This window comes from Rhodococcus tibetensis (assembly GCF_024438035.1).
In the GTDB taxonomy this organism is placed as follows: domain Bacteria; phylum Actinomycetota; class Actinomycetes; order Mycobacteriales; family Mycobacteriaceae; genus Rhodococcus_F; species Rhodococcus_F tibetensis.
Genome location: NZ_JANFQF010000005.1, coordinates 33,615 through 48,391 on the forward strand (window position 1 = coordinate 33,615; position 14,777 = coordinate 48,391).

Below are 14,777 nucleotides of genomic sequence, written 5' to 3' on the forward strand. Positions count from 1 at the left end.
CGCGCGTCCTCCTTGTAGCGAGCCCTGAGGGGCTGTCGATGGGTGGAGACCCCCTGACGAAGGAGGTCTCCACCCGCGATCTAGCTGGACCGGCTTTGTCAGACCCGGCCGAAGGCGAGCGCGACGTTGTGCCCACCGAAACCAAACGAGTTGTTGATCGCGAATTCGATCTCGCCGTAACGGGCATCGCCCTTGACGACATCCAGATCGATTTCTGGATCCTGATTCTCGAGATTCAGCGTGGGCGGAATGACTCCGTCACGCAGACTCAGGACCGTGAGCACCGCCTCGAGCGCACCGACGGCGCCGATCGAGTGCCCCAACGCGGACTTCGGTGCGTACACCGCAGCATGGTTACCGACGGCAGCCTTGATGGCGTTCGCCTCTGCTGTGTCACCGATCGGCGTGGCCGTGGCGTGCGCGTTGATGTGCTGGATGTCCTTCTTCGTCAATCCAGCAGTCTCGATCGCCCTCGTCATGGCCCGCGCAGCGCCCGAACCCGAAGGATCGGGAGCGACGATGTGGAAGCCGTCGGAGGTGATTCCCGCGCCCAGTAGACGGGCGTGGATGGTGGCCCCGCGAGCCTTGGCGTGCTCCTCGGTCTCGAGAACCATCATTGCTCCGGCTTCACCGAAGACGAAGCCGTCGCGATCCTTGTCGAACGGCCGCGAAGCCGCCTTCGGATCGTCGTTGCGGGTGCTCAGCGCGCGCATCATCGCGAAGCTCGCGATCGGCACGGCGTCGAGGTAACCCTCCACGCCACCGGCCACGATGATGTCGGCGTCACCCATCACCAGCATGCGGTACGCATGGGCGATGGCCTCGGAACCCGACGAGCAGGCCGAGACGGGCGTGATGACCCCGGCGCGAGCGCCGAGTTCGAGTCCGACGGTGGCCGACGGACCGTTGGGCATCACCATCTGGACCGCGAACGGCGACACCTTGCGGTAGCCACCGGCCTTCATCTTCTCGACTGCGTCGATGAGAGCCTCGCCGCCACCCAATCCGGTGCCGATGACGACACCGAGTCGGTCCTTGTCGACCTCCGGGCTGCCGGCGTTCTCCCAGACCTGACGGCCCAGAACGAGCGCAAGCCGCTCGACGAAACTCATCCGGCGAATCTCGACCCGCGACAACGACTCGTCGGGCGACACCTTGAGCTTGCCGCCGATCGTCACCGGAAGTTCGTTCTCGGCGACGAAGGCTTCGTGGATGGTGTCGATGCCGCTCTCGCCGGCCAGCAGGCCCTTCCACGTGGCATCCACATCACCAGCGATCGACGTCGTGGCCGCGAGGCTCGTGACGACGATGTTGGGGAATTGTCTCCCGTTGGTCGAGGCGGAAGTCACGGTTGAGCTCACTCCTCGTCGTTCTTGGCTGCTTCGAGCTTTGCCTTCACGGCGTCAGCCTCGGCGCCGCCTTCGGCTTCGAGCTTCTGGATGTAGGACACGGCGTCACCGACGGTGCGCAGTCCGGCGAGATCCTCGTCGGGGATCTTCACGCCGTACTTGTCTTCGGTCTGAACGGCGATCTCAACCATGGAGAGGGAGTCGATGTCGAGGTCGTCGACGAAAGACTTTTCGATGGTCACCTCGGACGGCTCAATGCCGGTGACCTCCTCGATGATCTCGGCGAGTCCGGCGATGATGTCTTCCTGGGTGGCGGCCACTGAGTGGCTCCCTTCTGATTCGGTGTAGATGTATCTGGAGTTGTGCGGACGCGCCCCCATCGGCCGCGCCCGCGGGCCCTGCACACACCGTGAGGTGCGCGCAGCAAACTAGCCGACTTCTGTGAGTTCGGCCAGCGCGGAGATATCCCCCGGGGTCTTGAGCGCCAGAGTCGGCGTACCGCGCATTTCACGCTTGGCGATGCCGACCAGGGTTCCAGCTGGTGGAAGTTCCGCGATCGCGGAGACCTGGGCGGTCCGCAGGCTCGCGGTGCACAGGTCCCAACGCACAGGTCGGGTCACCTGCGCAGCCAGCTTAGTCAGTGCGTCGGCTCCGGATGCGACCGGTGCGCCGTCGGCGTTGGAGAGCAGCGTGCGGGTGGGTTCGTTGGGGTTGATCTTGGATGCCGCTTCGCTGACGGCTTCCTGTGCGGGTGCCATGAACCGGGTGTGGAAGGCGCCGGCGACGGGCAGTGCGCGCACCCGTGCCTTCTCCGGAGGGTTGGCGGCGAGCTCTTCGAGCGCGGAGAGCAGTCCTGCTGCCACGATCTGGCCGGCAGCGTTGCGGTTGGCCGGTTCGAGGCCCAGTTCTTCCAGGCGAGCGAGGACCACGGTTTCGTCACCGCCGAGGACGGCGGACATTCCGGTCGGCTCGAGGGCACATGCCTTGGCCATCTCGGCGCCGCGGATCGCGGCGAGGGCAACAGCGTCGTCTGCGGAGAGGACTCCGGCGACCGCAGCGGCAGCGAGTTCCCCTACCGAGTGCCCGGCGGCGATGGCGTCGGCGGGGATCAGGCCGCGGGTGTCGAGTTCCTCGAAAGCGAGCAACGCGGCGGCCACGACGAGAGGCTGGGTGACCGACGTGTCGGTGATCTCCTCCGCCGTCGCAGTGGTGCCGAGCCGGACGAGATCGAGGCCGGCAGCCTTCGACCACAATGCGACGCGGTCATGAGAACCCGGCAGCTCCAACCAAGGAATGAGCATGCCGGGTGTCTGAGAGCCCTGACCCGGGGCGAGCAACGAAATCACTCTTCAAGAGAACACCGTCGAGCACACACTGCGAGATGTCGTTGCGGATGAACCTTTGTGGGCGGATTTGTAGGGTTCCCACAAAATTGCACGTGGGCCCCTCGCATCGAAATTGGACAACCGTTCGTTACAGCCCTGGTTCTCCGAATGGGAAACCTGTGACTGGTGTTAAACGTGTGATGGGTTCGTTATGGGAACGTGTCAAACGACCCACGGTGGCGGCCACGCGAAGCACGTAGGCATCCCTCGGATTTGTCGGATCTCGACCCGTGACTTCGGCGATTCGCTTGAGTCGATACCGCACAGTATTTGGATGAACAAACAGCTGCCGTGCACAAGTCTCAACCGCACCTCCACAGTCGAGATAGGCGTCCAGAGTATCCGTCAGAACCCCCCCAGCGGCCGCCAGCGGGGCGACGAGGTGTTCGTTGAGAGCCGTAACTGCCGCGTTGTCACCGAGGAGCGCGCGCTCGGGGAGGAGCTCGGCGGCGTGGACCGGCCTCGGGGCACCCCGCCAGCCCGCTACCGCCTGCATTGCGGCCAGCGCCTCGACGGCACTGAAGTGGGCGGCACCCAGGGTCGGGGTGGTCGGACCGATGATCACCGGCTCGTCCGAGAACTTGCCGAGTAGATCCGACATGAAACTCGAGTGGCCCGACCCCTCGTGCAGCTCACCGCTGACCACCATCACCAGGCGCGATCCCTGCACGACGGCCAGTGCGGCGCGGCCGTGTTTCTGCGCAATGGTGTGCACGGTCCCGACCACGGACACACGCTCGTCCTCCGGCGGTGTGCCCACGATGACGGTGGCGGGCGCCGTGGCGTCCCAGTTGAGGGTCGCGGCCCTCGACAACATGTCGGACCCGGTGTCGCCGCGGACAACGGCGTCGACGACGAGTGCCTCGAGCCTGGTGTCCCAGGCGCCGCGGGATTCGGCCGCGCTCGCGTAGACGGAGGCCGCAGCGAAACCGAGTTCGCGGCCGTACCGCAACACGGCCTCGGTCAGCGCGATCAATTGCTGATCGTTGCGGGCGAGGGCGGGCAGCCACTGCTCGAAGAACTCCATGGCCACCCGAACCATGTCCACCGTCTGGCGGAGAGTGAGTCGGCGGGCCAGGTCCTGGGGGATGACCTGGAAGGCGTCCAGGCTGAAACGGATATCGCTGTCGGGATCCTTGAGCCACTCGAGGAAGTTGACGACGGCCGTCTGCACGAGGAGCTGCACGTTGGAGCGTTGAGCGGCATCGAGGTCGTCGAAGAAGGGCAGTTGATCCTGCATGGTGGTGACGGCCTCGGTGGAGAGGCGGCCGGAGAATTGCTTGACGCGGCGCAGAAGAGCATCGGGCAACGGATCTCTGGGCGCTCGTCTGCGGGAGACCATCGGACTCTGCTCGACCATGGTCAAGAACCTACGCTCACCGCCGCCCGAGATGTCCGACGGACACTCGGGCGGCGGTGAGCAAGGAACTTATCGGTGTGTTACGCGCTGCCGGTGTCGGTGTAGGACACTTCCGCGGCACCGACCTCGTCGATGCGGTACCTCGACGCAGCGTCGACGGCCTTGGAACGGTCGACCGCGCCTTCCCCGGCGAGAGCACTGAGGACGGCGACGACGATCGATTCGGCGTCGACGTTGAAGTACCGACGCGCAGCCGGGCGGGTGTCGGAGAATCCGAACCCGTCGGTGCCGAGGGTGGTGTACGAGCCTGGGACCCACTGACGGATCTGGTCCGGGACGGCCCGCATCCAGTCCGAGGCGGCGACGAACGGGCCTGCCGCATCGGAGAGTGCCTGCGTGACGTAGGGCAGCGGTGCATCGTTGCCCGGGTCGCGCAGTGCCTGCTTCTCACATTCGACGCCGTCGCGGCGCAGCTCGCCCCACGACGTGACCGACCACACGTCGGCCGCCACACCCCACTCTTCGGCGAGGAGATCCTGCGCGCGCAGAGCCTCCGGCATTCCGACACCCGAGACCAGAATCTGGGACTTCGGTCCGGAACCTTCCGACTTCTTGAACAAGTACATGCCCTTGAGCAGGCCCTCGACGTCGAGGTTCTCCGGCTCGGCCGGCTGCGAGTACGGCTCGTTGTACAGGGTGATGTAGTAGAAGATGTTCTCGCCGCCGAAACCGTCTACACCCTCGGTGCCGCCGTACATGCGGCGCAGACCGTCCTTGACGATGTGCGCGATCTCATAGGAGAACGCCGGGTCGTAGGCGACGGCCGCCGGGTTGGTCGACGCCAGCAGCAGCGAGTGCCCATCCGCGTGCTGGAGTCCCTCACCGGTGAGGGTGGTGCGGCCGGCGGTGGCGCCCAGGACGAATCCGCGGGCCATCTGATCCGCTGCTGCCCAGAGCCCGTCGCCGGTGCGCTGGAAACCGAACATCGAGTAGAAGATGTACAGCGGGATCATCGGCTCACCGTGCGTGGCGTACGACGTGCCGACTGCCGTGAACGACGCGGTCGAGCCGGCCTCGTTGATGCCCTCGTGCAGGATCTGCCCGATCTCGCTCTCCTTGTAGGCGAGCATCAGGTCGGCGTCCACAGCCGTGTACAGCTGACCGTTGCGGTTGTAGATCTTCAGCGACGGGAACCACGAGTCCATTCCGAACGTGCGGGCCTCGTCGGGGATGATCGGCACGATGCGCTTGCCGATCTCCTTGTCCCGCAACAGTTCCTTCATGATGCGGACCAGTGCCATCGTGGTCGCGACCTGCTGCTTGCCGGAACCCTTGCGCACGACGTCGTAGGTCTTGTCGGGCGGCATCGGCAGCGGCGCGACATTGGAACGGCGTTCGGGCAGGAATCCGCCCAGGAGGCGACGACGGTCGAGCATGTACTGGATCTCGGGCGCGTCCTTGCCCGGGTGGTAGTACGGGGGCATCTTCGGATCTTTTTCGAGTTCCTCGTCCGAGATCGGGATGCGCTGCAGGTCGCGGAAGTTCTTCAGATCGTCGAGTGTGAGCTTCTTCATCTGGTGGGTCGCGTTGCGGCCCTCGAAGTGCTTACCGAGGGTGTAGCCCTTGATGGTGTGCGCGAGGATCACCGTCGGCTGACCCTTGTGTGCCATCGCGGCCGCGTAGGCGGCGTAGATCTTGCGGTAGTCGTGGCCACCGCGCTTGAGGTTCCAGATGTCCTGATCGGACAGGTTCGCGACGAGTTCCTTGGTCCGCGGATCGCGACCGAAGAAGTGCTCACGCACGTAGCCGCCGTCGTTGGCCTTGTACGTCTGGTAGTCACCGTCCGGGGTGACGTTCATGAGATTGACCAGGGCGCCGTCGCGGTCCGCGTGCAGCAGGGCGTCCCACTCGCGTCCCCACACGACCTTGATGACATTCCAGCCGGCACCGCGGAAGAACGATTCGAGTTCCTGGATGATCTTGCCGTTGCCGCGCACCGGGCCGTCGAGGCGCTGCAGGTTGCAGTTGACTACGAACGTCAGGTTGTCGAGGCCTTCGGTGGCGGCCACGTGGGCGAGACCACGCGATTCCGGTTCGTCCATCTCGCCGTCGCCGAGGAACGCCCACACGTGCTGATCGGCTGTGTCCTTGATGCCGCGGTCGTGCAGGTAGTGATTGAACCGTGCCTGGTAGATCGCGTTCATCGGGCCCAGACCCATGGACACGGTCGGGAATTCCCAGAAGTCGGGCAGTAGGCGCGGGTGCGGGTACGACGGCAGGCCGCCGCCCTCGTCGGCGTGTGAGGCCTCCTGGCGGAAGCCGTCCATCTGCTCGGCCGGGATGCGGCCTTCGAGGAAGGCGCGGGCGTAAATGCCGGGGGAGGCGTGACCCTGGATGAAGATCTGGTCGCCGCCGCCCGGGTGGTCCTTGCCGCGGAAGAAGTGGTTGAAGCCCACCTCGTACAGGGCGGCCGAGGACGCGTACGTGGAGATGTGGCCACCGACGCCGACGCCGGGACGCTGCGCTCGCGTCACCATGATCGCGGCGTTCCATCGGATGAAGGCGCGGTAACGCCGCTCCACTTCCTCGTCACCGGGGAACCAGGGCTCGTTCTCGGTGGGGATGGTGTTGACGTAATCGGTCGACGTCAACGCGGGAAGAGCGACGTGCTTCTCGCCGGCACGCTCGAGCATGCGCAGCATCAGGTAGCGCGCGCGGGTCGGACCGGACCGGTCGAGCAGTCCGTCGAACGATTCCAGCCACTCAGTGGTTTCGTCCGGGTCGATGTCGGGCAAATACGACGCGACACCCTCACGGATGACACGAACGCGGCCGTCGGGGCCCGGGGTCGCACTGGGGTGGGAAGGTTGGGCCGCTCCGGCGCCGGGTGTGGCGGAATCCGGTTGAGACGCGGGTCCCTGGATCAGGTCTGACAACGTTGCTCCTCATTGTGGTGGGACGCGCGGTGTGGCGTCCTCTCCATGTGATCGGGACCTTGTTAGGTCCGACCCATCTCCTTTATGAAATATGGCGCAGACCCCATCTTTCCCCATTGCGGCGCAGTCGGCACACTCCGCTGGGGTTACTCTCCGGTAGCGTTTGCGCAGTTACGGGGCCTGGCAGTTCACTTGTGGGGAGTCGTAGAACGGGGGAGAGGGATGCGCGCCGGAACGGGAAGAGGGGGGGTGGTCGGCGCCGCTGCGCTGATTGCACTCGGGCTGGTCGCGGGTTGCTCCGCCCCGCTGGAGGGGCGCCCGGAGGAAAACCGAGCGCAGGCCGCCGAGTACGCCGAAGAAGTCACGTCGTCGAGGGAAGCGGCCTCGTCGTCGCAGAAGGCTGCAGACGAACTCGCCGCACTCGAGGCGGAATGCGCGCTGTTCCTCGCCCGCGCCGGCGAGACCATCGACGCGTACAACGCCTTTATCGACGCGGCCAATGCCGACGCGGCGGACATCGGCGCGAAAGCCGCTCTCGCAGTAGGAGCCCTGCGGTCAGCGGCGGACCGGGCCGAGGAGGCGAGCACGGCACTGCCCCCCGATCTCGGCGGTCTCTTCGTCGACTACGCCACCACATATCGCGACCTTGCGGCCGCCGTGGACAGCGGCGAACGTGGGGACGATCTGAACACGCTGGCGGGTCGTGGGGACGAACTCCGCGACTCGATTCGGGCAGCCTGCCCCACTTCCTGAGCGCCGCACCGTAGGCTCGGTCGATGACCACGTGGCAGATTCTCCACATTTTTCGCGTAGTCGGCTTGCGCGAAAGCGTCCGAGCATGTTCGCTTTCACCTAATTGATCTTCATTCGGCCGGTGTTCGGGTACCCGAACACCGTCAACAAAAGGAGGACCCCACCGTGGTCGCCGCGGCGGACGCCCAGAACTACGCTCAGAAACTCGGGATCACTGCTGACATGGCAGTACAAGAACTGGGCTGGGACGAGGACACCGACGACGACCTGCGTGCCGCGGTCGAGGACACCATCGGTGGAGACATGCTCGACGAGGATTCGGACGAGGTGATCGACGTCGTGCTGCTGTGGTGGCGCGACGAAGACGGAGACCTCGTCGACGCCCTCATGGACGCGATCGGCCCGCTGGCCGACGACGGGTTCGTGTGGGTCCTCACCCCCAAGACCGGCCAGCCCGGTCATGTGGAACCCAGCGAGATCGCAGAATCAGCCCCCACGGCCGGCTTGACCCAGACATCTGCGGCCAACCTCGGGGACTGGTCCGGAAGCCGCCTGGTACAGCCGAAATCACGCCCCGTGAACAAGCGCTGACCCGCCGGCACTTCCATCACACATCGAAGGATCACGTCATGCCGCTCGAGGTGGGCGCCACCGCCCCCGATTTCACCCTCAAGGACCAGAACAACCAACAGGTGACTCTGTCCGACTTCCGCGGGAAGAAGAATGTCCTGCTGGTGTTCTATCCGCTCGCCTTCACCGGAACTTGCCAGGGCGAGCTCTGCAAGGTGCGTGACGAGCTGCCGAAGTTCGAGAACGACGACACCGCCATCCTCGCGCTGTCGGTCGGCGCCTCGCCCACACACAAGATCTGGTCCGCCGAACAGGGGTATACCTTCCCGCTGCTCGCCGACTTCTGGCCGCACGGCGAGGTCGCACAGGCATACGACGTCTTCAACGAGAAACTGGGCTTCGCCAACCGCGGCACCTTCGTGATCGACAAAGAAGGCATCATCCGGTTCGCCGAGATGAACGGCCCCGGAGAAGCCCGTGACCAGGGAGCTTGGGAGAAAGCGCTCGCCACGCTAGAGTCCTGATGCACATCCGGCGAGTTTCTCGCCGGATGTTCGGGCGTGTAGCTCAGTGGTAGAGCTCTGGTTTTACACACCAGCGGTCGGGGGTTCGAAACCCTCCGCGCCCACCATTTTCGTCTTCTCCGCATCCCCGCACCGATCTGGGGGACTTGCCGACCGATTACTCGGCATCTGACCGAAGCGTGCGCGGCTGTGCGGCCGCTACCGCGCGCGGGTGCCGGGACCGACCGTTTCGTAGGCCTCGGTGAGGAGTGCGGCGAGGGTGTCGTCGAGCTGGCCGTCTGCGGTGATCGTGAGCCGATGCGTGATCACCGTTTTGGTGGTGGGGAAAGCGTCGCGCAGTTGCGGGTGGTGCACGCGACGACGAAGGTCGAGGGCGATCTCGAGTCGGGACGAGTAGATGAACGCGGCGGCGAAGACGCGGGTGCGCGCCCAGGCGATCTCGGTCCTGTGAACTCGCTCGTCCACCTCGCCGCATGCCAACACCAGGTCCCGGAACTGCAGAAGACGCTCCGTGGCGTCCGGGTCTTTTCCTGCCAGGTACTCGTCGATCACGGCACTCATGGACGCTCCTTCACTCCACTGCAACGGTAGTTGATACAAATAACGGCGTGTATCCAACCTCCCGCCGAGGCACCGCCCGTGCAGCGGGCCTGTTGCTCGGCTTCGCCGCCGACCGGCTGCTGGCCGACCCCGCCCGGTGGCATCCCGTGTCCGGGTTCGGCAGGGCAGCAGTGGCGTGCGAGAGAACCATCTACAGCGACTCGCGGCTCGCGGGTGTTGTGCATGCCGGAGTGCTCGTCAGCGTCGTCGGGGCGCTAGGGATGGTCACCACAGGGGCTGTGCGGCAGGGAGGCTGGGCTGGAGAGGCTGCCGGGACAGCGATCGCGACCTGGGCCGTGCTCGGCGGAACGTCGCTCGGCCGCACCGGCGCGGCGATGGCCGGACACCTCGCGGGGGACGATCTCACCGCCGCCCGGGCCCTGCTGCCGTCTCTCTGCGGCCGGGACCCCAGCGTGCTCGACGCCGAGGGCATCACCCGGGCGACACTGGAGTCGGTGGCGGAGAACACGTCCGACGCGGCCGTGGGAGCTCTCTTCTGGGGTGCGGTGGCAGGAATCCCCGGCCTGTTCGTCTATCGGGCATCCAACACGCTGGACGCGATGGTCGGGTATCGCTCGCAGAGATACCGCAATTTCGGGTGGGCTGCGGCGCGCGGCGACGACGTCCTCAATCTCCTGCCTGCCCGGCTGACAGGCGCGCTCACCGTGGCGCTCGCCCCCGTGGTGGGTGGTTCACCGCGGCAGGCAACGACGGCATGGTTCCGGGACGCGGCGGGGCACCCGAGCCCCAACGCGGGCGTCGTGGAAGCCGCGACCGCGGGCGCCCTCGGAATCTCGCTCGGTGGCCGCACCCAGTATGCGCACGGAGTGGAAATGCGCCCCCAGCTCGGGAATGGCCGTATGCCCGCGCCTACGGATCTCCGTCGTGCGGTGCAGCTGTCGACTGCCGTCCAGTACGGGGCGACGTTTCTCTCAGCGGCTCTTGCCGTAGCGGTCGGCCATCTTCGCTTCCGCCGCCGTCCGAGGCGCTGAGTCGGTGGGCTTGCCCCGGGTGAACGGCGTTTTCCTCGCAGTCGGAACCGGAGCGGGAGCCGAGGACGAGCCGTCTCCGGCAGCCTTCTCCTTGCGACGTTCCCGCCATTCGGCGCGGACGAAGTACGCCAATCCCAGGGGCGCCATGATTCCGAACGCCAGCCACTGCAATCCGTACGAGAGGTAGGGGCCGGCGTCGAGCTGCGGAAGCGGAATTGCGCCCAAACCGCCGGGCTGATCGGGTTCCAACTGCACGTATGCGTCGAGAAGTTCGATGCCGATGAAGTCGCTGATCTGACCTGCATCGATGAAGTAGACCTGGCGCAGGCCGTTCTCCGCGATCGGATCCTTCCCGGCGACGGTGCCCTCCGACTTGCGGATGCGCCCGTCGAGCGTGACCTGCCCGGCGGGAGGCGGGCCGACCGGCGGGGGTTCGGTTCCCTGTATCGGCCGCACGTATCCGCGGTTGACGAGAATCGCGCGACCGTCCGCGAGCTGCAGGGGAGTGAGCACCTCGTACGCGGGCTCCGACTCGATCGACCGCAATCGGACCAGGATGTCAGTGTTCTGAACGTACGAGCCGGTGACGCTGACGCGGCGCCACTCGTCGTCCGGATTCGGCGCCGACCCTGGGAGCAGGCTTTCGAGGGACACCGGCTCGGCCTCGACCGAGTCGGCGATCAACTGGTTGCGGTGTTCGGTCGAGGTGTTCTTGCCGAGTTGCCACGGCGCGAGTACGTAGAAGCACATGAATGCGAATCCGGCGACCACGACGGCCAACACCAGCCAGCCGGGTCGCAACAGAAATTTCAGCCTTCGCACACTGCCACGGTAGCCGCTCGCAGGTGAGACCCTTGATCGCGGGTCAGCGACCGCGCACCCACTCGAGAAGCCCGGGCACCGCTGCCTCGATCTGCCGGCGCACGCGCTCGAAATCCTCGAGACCGCCGTAGAACGGGTCGGGGACCGACGACGTGTCGGCGTCCGGGTCGAAGCTGCGCAGCAGTCGGCGACGCTCGTCGGGTACACCGAGGTGAGCGAGTTCACGATCATGATTGGCAGCCAGGGCGACCACGAGATCGGCGCCGAGGTGGTACGGCCCGACTTCGGCAGCGGTGTGGCCGGTGGGGTACCCGTTCAGCTTCAGGATCTCGTTTGTCCGGAGGTCCGCCTCCCGGCCGATGTGCCAGCCGTGGGTCCCGGCACTGCTCACTGTCACCCGGTGGTCGAGGGCGGCGCGCCGCAGGTGCTCGCCGAAGATCTTCTCGGCCATAGGGGAGCGGCAGATGTTCCCGGTGCACACGAAGGTGACGTGCAACCGGGCGTCAGGCTGCGCCATCGAGCATCTTCCCCAATTCGGTGACCGTGCGCGCCGAACGGTGCGCACCGGAGGCCTCGGCCGGTGATCCGTACCCCCACTCGACGAAGACCGCCGGAATGCCCCAGCGGGCGGCACCGAGCACGTCGTGATCGCGGTCGCCGATCATCAGCACATCGGATGTCGCACCCTCGGTGGCAGCGACCCCCAGGGCCTGCAGCGAGTGTGCGATGACGTCCGCCTTGGCGCGGCGTCGTCCGTCGTTGCTGGCCCCGCCGATGAACTCGAAATAGTGCGCCAACTCGAAGTGCTCGAGGATGCGGACGGCGAACCGCTCGGATTTCGAGGTGGCGACTGCGAGTCTCCTGCCGCTTTTCCGGGCGGCGGCCAGGACGTCCGCGATGCCGTCGAAGACGGAGTTCTCCGCCCACCCCACGGTGTCGTAGCGCTCGAAGTACGCCGCGAGTGCGCGTTGGACATCGGCCTCGTCGAGGCCGAGCGAACGGAATGTGTCGATCATCGGCGGGCCGATTACGTTGTCGAGCATCTCCGGTGTCGGTTCCGGCTGCCCGATCGTGGCGAGCGCGTGCCGGAAACCGCCGTGGATGCCGGGAGCCGAGTCGGTGAGGGTGCCGTCGAGGTCGAACAGCACGATCGGCGCGGACAGGGCCGACTGAGCAGACAGTGCCGACTGGGTGGACAGGGCCGACGGGGCGGTGGAGAGCGAAGTCACCGGACCATTGTCCCTTAGGCTCGACAGCTGTGGACATTCGTGCCGGTAGTCGGGAGAGCCTGCGTCATCACGGTGACGTGGAAGCAGGCCCCGGTCTGCTCGATTTCGCAGTGAACGTGCAAGGTGACGGCCCACCGGAATGGTTGCGCCGACGCCTCGCCGACGCGCTCGGGAACCTCGGCACCTACCCCACGGTTGCCGCGGACCTCGCTGCCCGTACCGCTGTCGCTGAGCGGCATGGGCGGACACCGGACGAGGTGCTGCTTCTTGCGGGCGGGGCCGAGGGATTCTCGTTGCTGCCCCGGCTCGGTGTACGCAAGGCTGCGCTGTTTCATCCTTCGTTCACCGAGCCCGAATGGGCATTGCGGGAGGCGGGGGTACCTGTCACCCAGGTCCTGCTCGAGGATCCGTACCGACTCGAGGACGGGGCGGTACCCGACTCGGCGGACCTCGTCGTGGTCGGAAACCCGACCAATCCCACATCGGTGCTGCACCCGGTCGAGGACATTCTCCGGCTGCGCCGACCGGGACGGATTCTAGTAGTCGACGAGGCCTTCGCCGACGCGGTGCCCGGTGAAGTGGAGTCGCTGGCCGGCCTGTCTCTGCCCGACGTCCTGGTGTTGCGCAGCCTCACCAAGACATGGGCGCTGGCGGGACTGCGCTGCGGGTACGTTCTCGGACCTCCCGGGCTTCTCGAGCGACTGCAGGTAGGACGTGCGCACTGGCCGCTGGGAAGCCTGCAGGTGGAGGCGATCGCGGCATGCAGTACTGCCGACGCCGTCGCTGCCGCGCAGGACAACGCGGCGCTCCTGGGGTCCTGGCGCGAGGACATGATTCGGCGACTGCGAGACATCGGTGTGGCGGTGCACCAGCCGGCGTCTGCTCCTTTCCTCCTGCTGCGACTCCCGGATGGCGAACTGATGCGAAAGCACCTACGGGAGCGGGGCATTGCCGTCCGGCGTTGTGACACGTTCCCTGGTCTGGACGGGAATTCTCTGCGGGTGGCGGTGCGGCCCCCCGAGCGGACCGAGGTACTGATCGACGCGATGAAGGAGATCCTGTGAACCCTGTTCGTCTGGGCGACGTCATCGCGGTTCTGGACGAGGCATATCCACCTGCCCTTGCGGAATCGTGGGACTCCGTCGGCCTGGTCTGCGGTGACCCCGAGGACCCGGTAAACACGGTGATGATCGCGGTGGACCCGACCGCGGCGGTGGTCGCGGAGGCCGTCGACGCGGGCGCCGACCTGCTTCTCGTCCACCACCCGCTGCTGCTGCGCGGCGTGGACACCGTCGGCGCGCACACGCCCAAAGGCGCACTGATCCACACGCTGATCAAGGCGGGCTGCGCTCTCTTCACTGCGCACACCAACGCGGATTCCGCGGACCCCGGCGTGTCCGACGCGTTGGCGGCAGCACTCGGGGTCGACGTCACCGGGCCGATCGAGCCGCAGCCCACCGAGCCACTCGACAAGTGGGTCGTGCCGGTGCCGGTCGACGATGCCGCGAAGATCCGGCGTGCGCTGTTCGACGCGGGAGCCGGCCACATCGGCAACTACCGAGACTGCAGCTGGTCCGTCACCGGAGAGGGACAGTTCCTGCCGACGGACGGCGCGAATCCCGCCCTCGGCTCGGTCGGGGAGCTCGAACACGTGGAAGAGAGCCGGGTGGAGGTGATCGCGCCGCGGCGCATCAGGGCCGCAGTACTCGCCGCCCTGCGGGCCGCGCACCCCTACGAGGAAGTCGCGTTCGACGTCTTCGAGACCGCCACGTTCCCCGGCCCACGGGGTCTCGGCCGAGTAGGTGAACTGCGCGAGGCGGTGTCGCTGCGGAACTTCACGCAGCAGGTTGCGGACGCCCTCCCGACCACCGCGTGGGGAGTGCGGGCGGCCGGCAATCCGGACGCGATGGTGCGCACGGTCGCTGTGTGCGGGGGTTCGGGGGACTCGTTCCTCAGCGCAATTGCGCAGTTGGGCGTCGACGCGTATGTGACCGCGGACCTGCGTCACCATCCCGCCGACGAGCACCTACGCGACAGTGGCCCAGCGTTGATCGACGTCGCGCACTGGGCCAGTGAGCAGCCCTGGTGCGCACAGGCAAAAGGCGTACTGGACACGGCTTTCGGTGAGACACCGGGATGGCAGGTACAGGTGTCGGCGGTGCGGACCGATCCGTGGTCGGTCGGCGCGACGTCGGACTGCCCGCGGTAGCGCCGATCGGGCCCAGCGGCCGGGGTACGGTTGGCCTACACATCTCCA

15 protein-coding genes and 1 tRNA gene are annotated in these 14,777 nt (G+C 66.5%); 7 read left to right on the forward strand and 9 right to left on the reverse strand.

Annotated features, from left to right (window positions below; translation table 11 throughout):
* Nucleotides 1-98 precede the first annotated feature (98 nt).
* The 5 genes from NOF53_RS07150 to aceE all read right to left on the reverse strand — a co-directional run bounded on the left by NOF53_RS07150 (nt 99) and on the right by aceE (nt 7,030).
* The gene (locus NOF53_RS07150) at nt 99-1,349 is read right to left on the reverse strand and encodes a KasA/KasB family beta-ketoacyl-ACP synthase (protein WP_255966777.1); all 1,251 of its coding nucleotides are present in this window, start codon (nt 1,347-1,349) and stop codon (nt 99-101) included.
* 8 nt (nt 1,350-1,357) lie between these two features.
* Nucleotides 1,358-1,669 carry a meromycolate extension acyl carrier protein AcpM gene (gene acpM / locus NOF53_RS07155; RefSeq protein WP_109329100.1) on the reverse strand — a complete coding sequence of 104 codons (312 nt, stop codon included), beginning with the start codon at nt 1,667-1,669 and terminating at the stop codon, nt 1,358-1,360.
* Nucleotides 1,670-1,777: 108 nt separating this feature from the next.
* Entirely contained in the window at nt 1,778-2,695 is a 918-nt protein-coding gene (locus tag NOF53_RS07160; RefSeq protein WP_255966778.1) for an ACP S-malonyltransferase, read from the reverse strand.
* A 127-nt stretch (nt 2,696-2,822) separates the two neighbouring features.
* Entirely contained in the window at nt 2,823-4,094 is a 1,272-nt protein-coding gene (locus tag NOF53_RS07165) for a PucR family transcriptional regulator (RefSeq protein WP_255966779.1), read from the reverse strand.
* 80 nt (nt 4,095-4,174) lie between these two features.
* On the reverse strand, nt 4,175-7,030 hold the full coding sequence (gene aceE / locus NOF53_RS07170; protein ID WP_255966780.1) for a pyruvate dehydrogenase (acetyl-transferring), homodimeric type: 2,856 nt from the start codon (nt 7,028-7,030) through the stop codon (nt 4,175-4,177).
* Nucleotides 7,031-7,279: 249 nt separating this feature from the next.
* On the opposite strand from aceE, the gene NOF53_RS07175 reads away from it, so the two are divergent.
* The 4 genes from NOF53_RS07175 to NOF53_RS07190 all read left to right on the forward strand — a co-directional run bounded on the left by NOF53_RS07175 (nt 7,280) and on the right by NOF53_RS07190 (nt 8,984).
* Nucleotides 7,280-7,783, forward strand: a complete 504-nt coding sequence (locus tag NOF53_RS07175) for an Rv2240c family protein (protein ID WP_255966781.1) — start codon at nt 7,280-7,282, stop codon at nt 7,781-7,783.
* 165 nt (nt 7,784-7,948) lie between these two features.
* Nucleotides 7,949-8,374, forward strand: coding sequence for a DUF3052 domain-containing protein (locus NOF53_RS07180; protein WP_255966782.1), 426 nt, complete (start codon nt 7,949-7,951; stop codon nt 8,372-8,374).
* A gap of 38 nt (nt 8,375-8,412) precedes the next feature.
* Nucleotides 8,413-8,877 (forward strand): peroxiredoxin, encoded by a 465-nt coding sequence (locus NOF53_RS07185; RefSeq protein ID WP_255966784.1) that lies wholly within the window; start codon nt 8,413-8,415, stop codon nt 8,875-8,877.
* A gap of 32 nt (nt 8,878-8,909) precedes the next feature.
* Nucleotides 8,910-8,984, forward strand: a tRNA-Val gene (locus NOF53_RS07190).
* A gap of 91 nt (nt 8,985-9,075) precedes the next feature.
* On the opposite strand, the gene NOF53_RS07195 is transcribed toward NOF53_RS07190, so the two are convergent.
* The gene (locus NOF53_RS07195) at nt 9,076-9,438 is read right to left on the reverse strand and encodes a DUF5655 domain-containing protein (protein ID WP_159921579.1); all 363 of its coding nucleotides are present in this window, start codon (nt 9,436-9,438) and stop codon (nt 9,076-9,078) included.
* Between the two features lie 47 nt (nt 9,439-9,485).
* Here NOF53_RS07195 and NOF53_RS07200 point away from each other — a divergent pair, with 47 nt between their 5' ends.
* Nucleotides 9,486-10,469, forward strand: coding sequence for a cobalamin biosynthesis protein (locus NOF53_RS07200; RefSeq protein ID WP_255966787.1), 984 nt, complete (start codon nt 9,486-9,488; stop codon nt 10,467-10,469).
* Here NOF53_RS07200 and NOF53_RS07205 read toward each other — a convergent pair.
* From NOF53_RS07205 to NOF53_RS07215, 3 genes are read right to left on the reverse strand one after another with little or no spacing between them, the layout of a single operon-like run.
* Nucleotides 10,410-11,291, reverse strand: coding sequence for an SURF1 family cytochrome oxidase biogenesis protein (locus tag NOF53_RS07205; protein WP_255966788.1), 882 nt, complete (start codon nt 11,289-11,291; stop codon nt 10,410-10,412). The genes NOF53_RS07200 and NOF53_RS07205 overlap by 60 nt on opposite strands.
* A 43-nt stretch (nt 11,292-11,334) precedes the next feature.
* Nucleotides 11,335-11,808: a low molecular weight protein-tyrosine-phosphatase gene (locus NOF53_RS07210; protein ID WP_255966789.1), complete on the reverse strand. Its 474-nt coding sequence runs from the start codon at nt 11,806-11,808 to the stop codon at nt 11,335-11,337.
* The gene (locus tag NOF53_RS07215; protein ID WP_255966791.1) at nt 11,795-12,520 is read right to left on the reverse strand and encodes an HAD-IA family hydrolase; all 726 of its coding nucleotides are present in this window, start codon (nt 12,518-12,520) and stop codon (nt 11,795-11,797) included. Before NOF53_RS07215 ends, NOF53_RS07210 begins: the two co-directional genes overlap by 14 nt.
* Before the next feature lie 29 nt (nt 12,521-12,549).
* On the opposite strand from NOF53_RS07215, the gene cobC reads away from it, so the two are divergent.
* Together cobC and NOF53_RS07225 are read left to right on the forward strand one after the other, a co-directional pair.
* Nucleotides 12,550-13,584, forward strand: coding sequence for an Rv2231c family histidinol phosphate aminotransferase CobC (gene cobC / locus NOF53_RS07220; RefSeq protein ID WP_255966793.1), 1,035 nt, complete (start codon nt 12,550-12,552; stop codon nt 13,582-13,584).
* On the forward strand, nt 13,581-14,729 hold the full coding sequence (locus NOF53_RS07225) for a Nif3-like dinuclear metal center hexameric protein (protein WP_255966795.1): 1,149 nt from the start codon (nt 13,581-13,583) through the stop codon (nt 14,727-14,729). The genes cobC and NOF53_RS07225 overlap by 4 nt, the downstream gene beginning before the upstream one ends.
* The last annotated feature ends 48 nt before the right edge of the window (nt 14,730-14,777 follow it).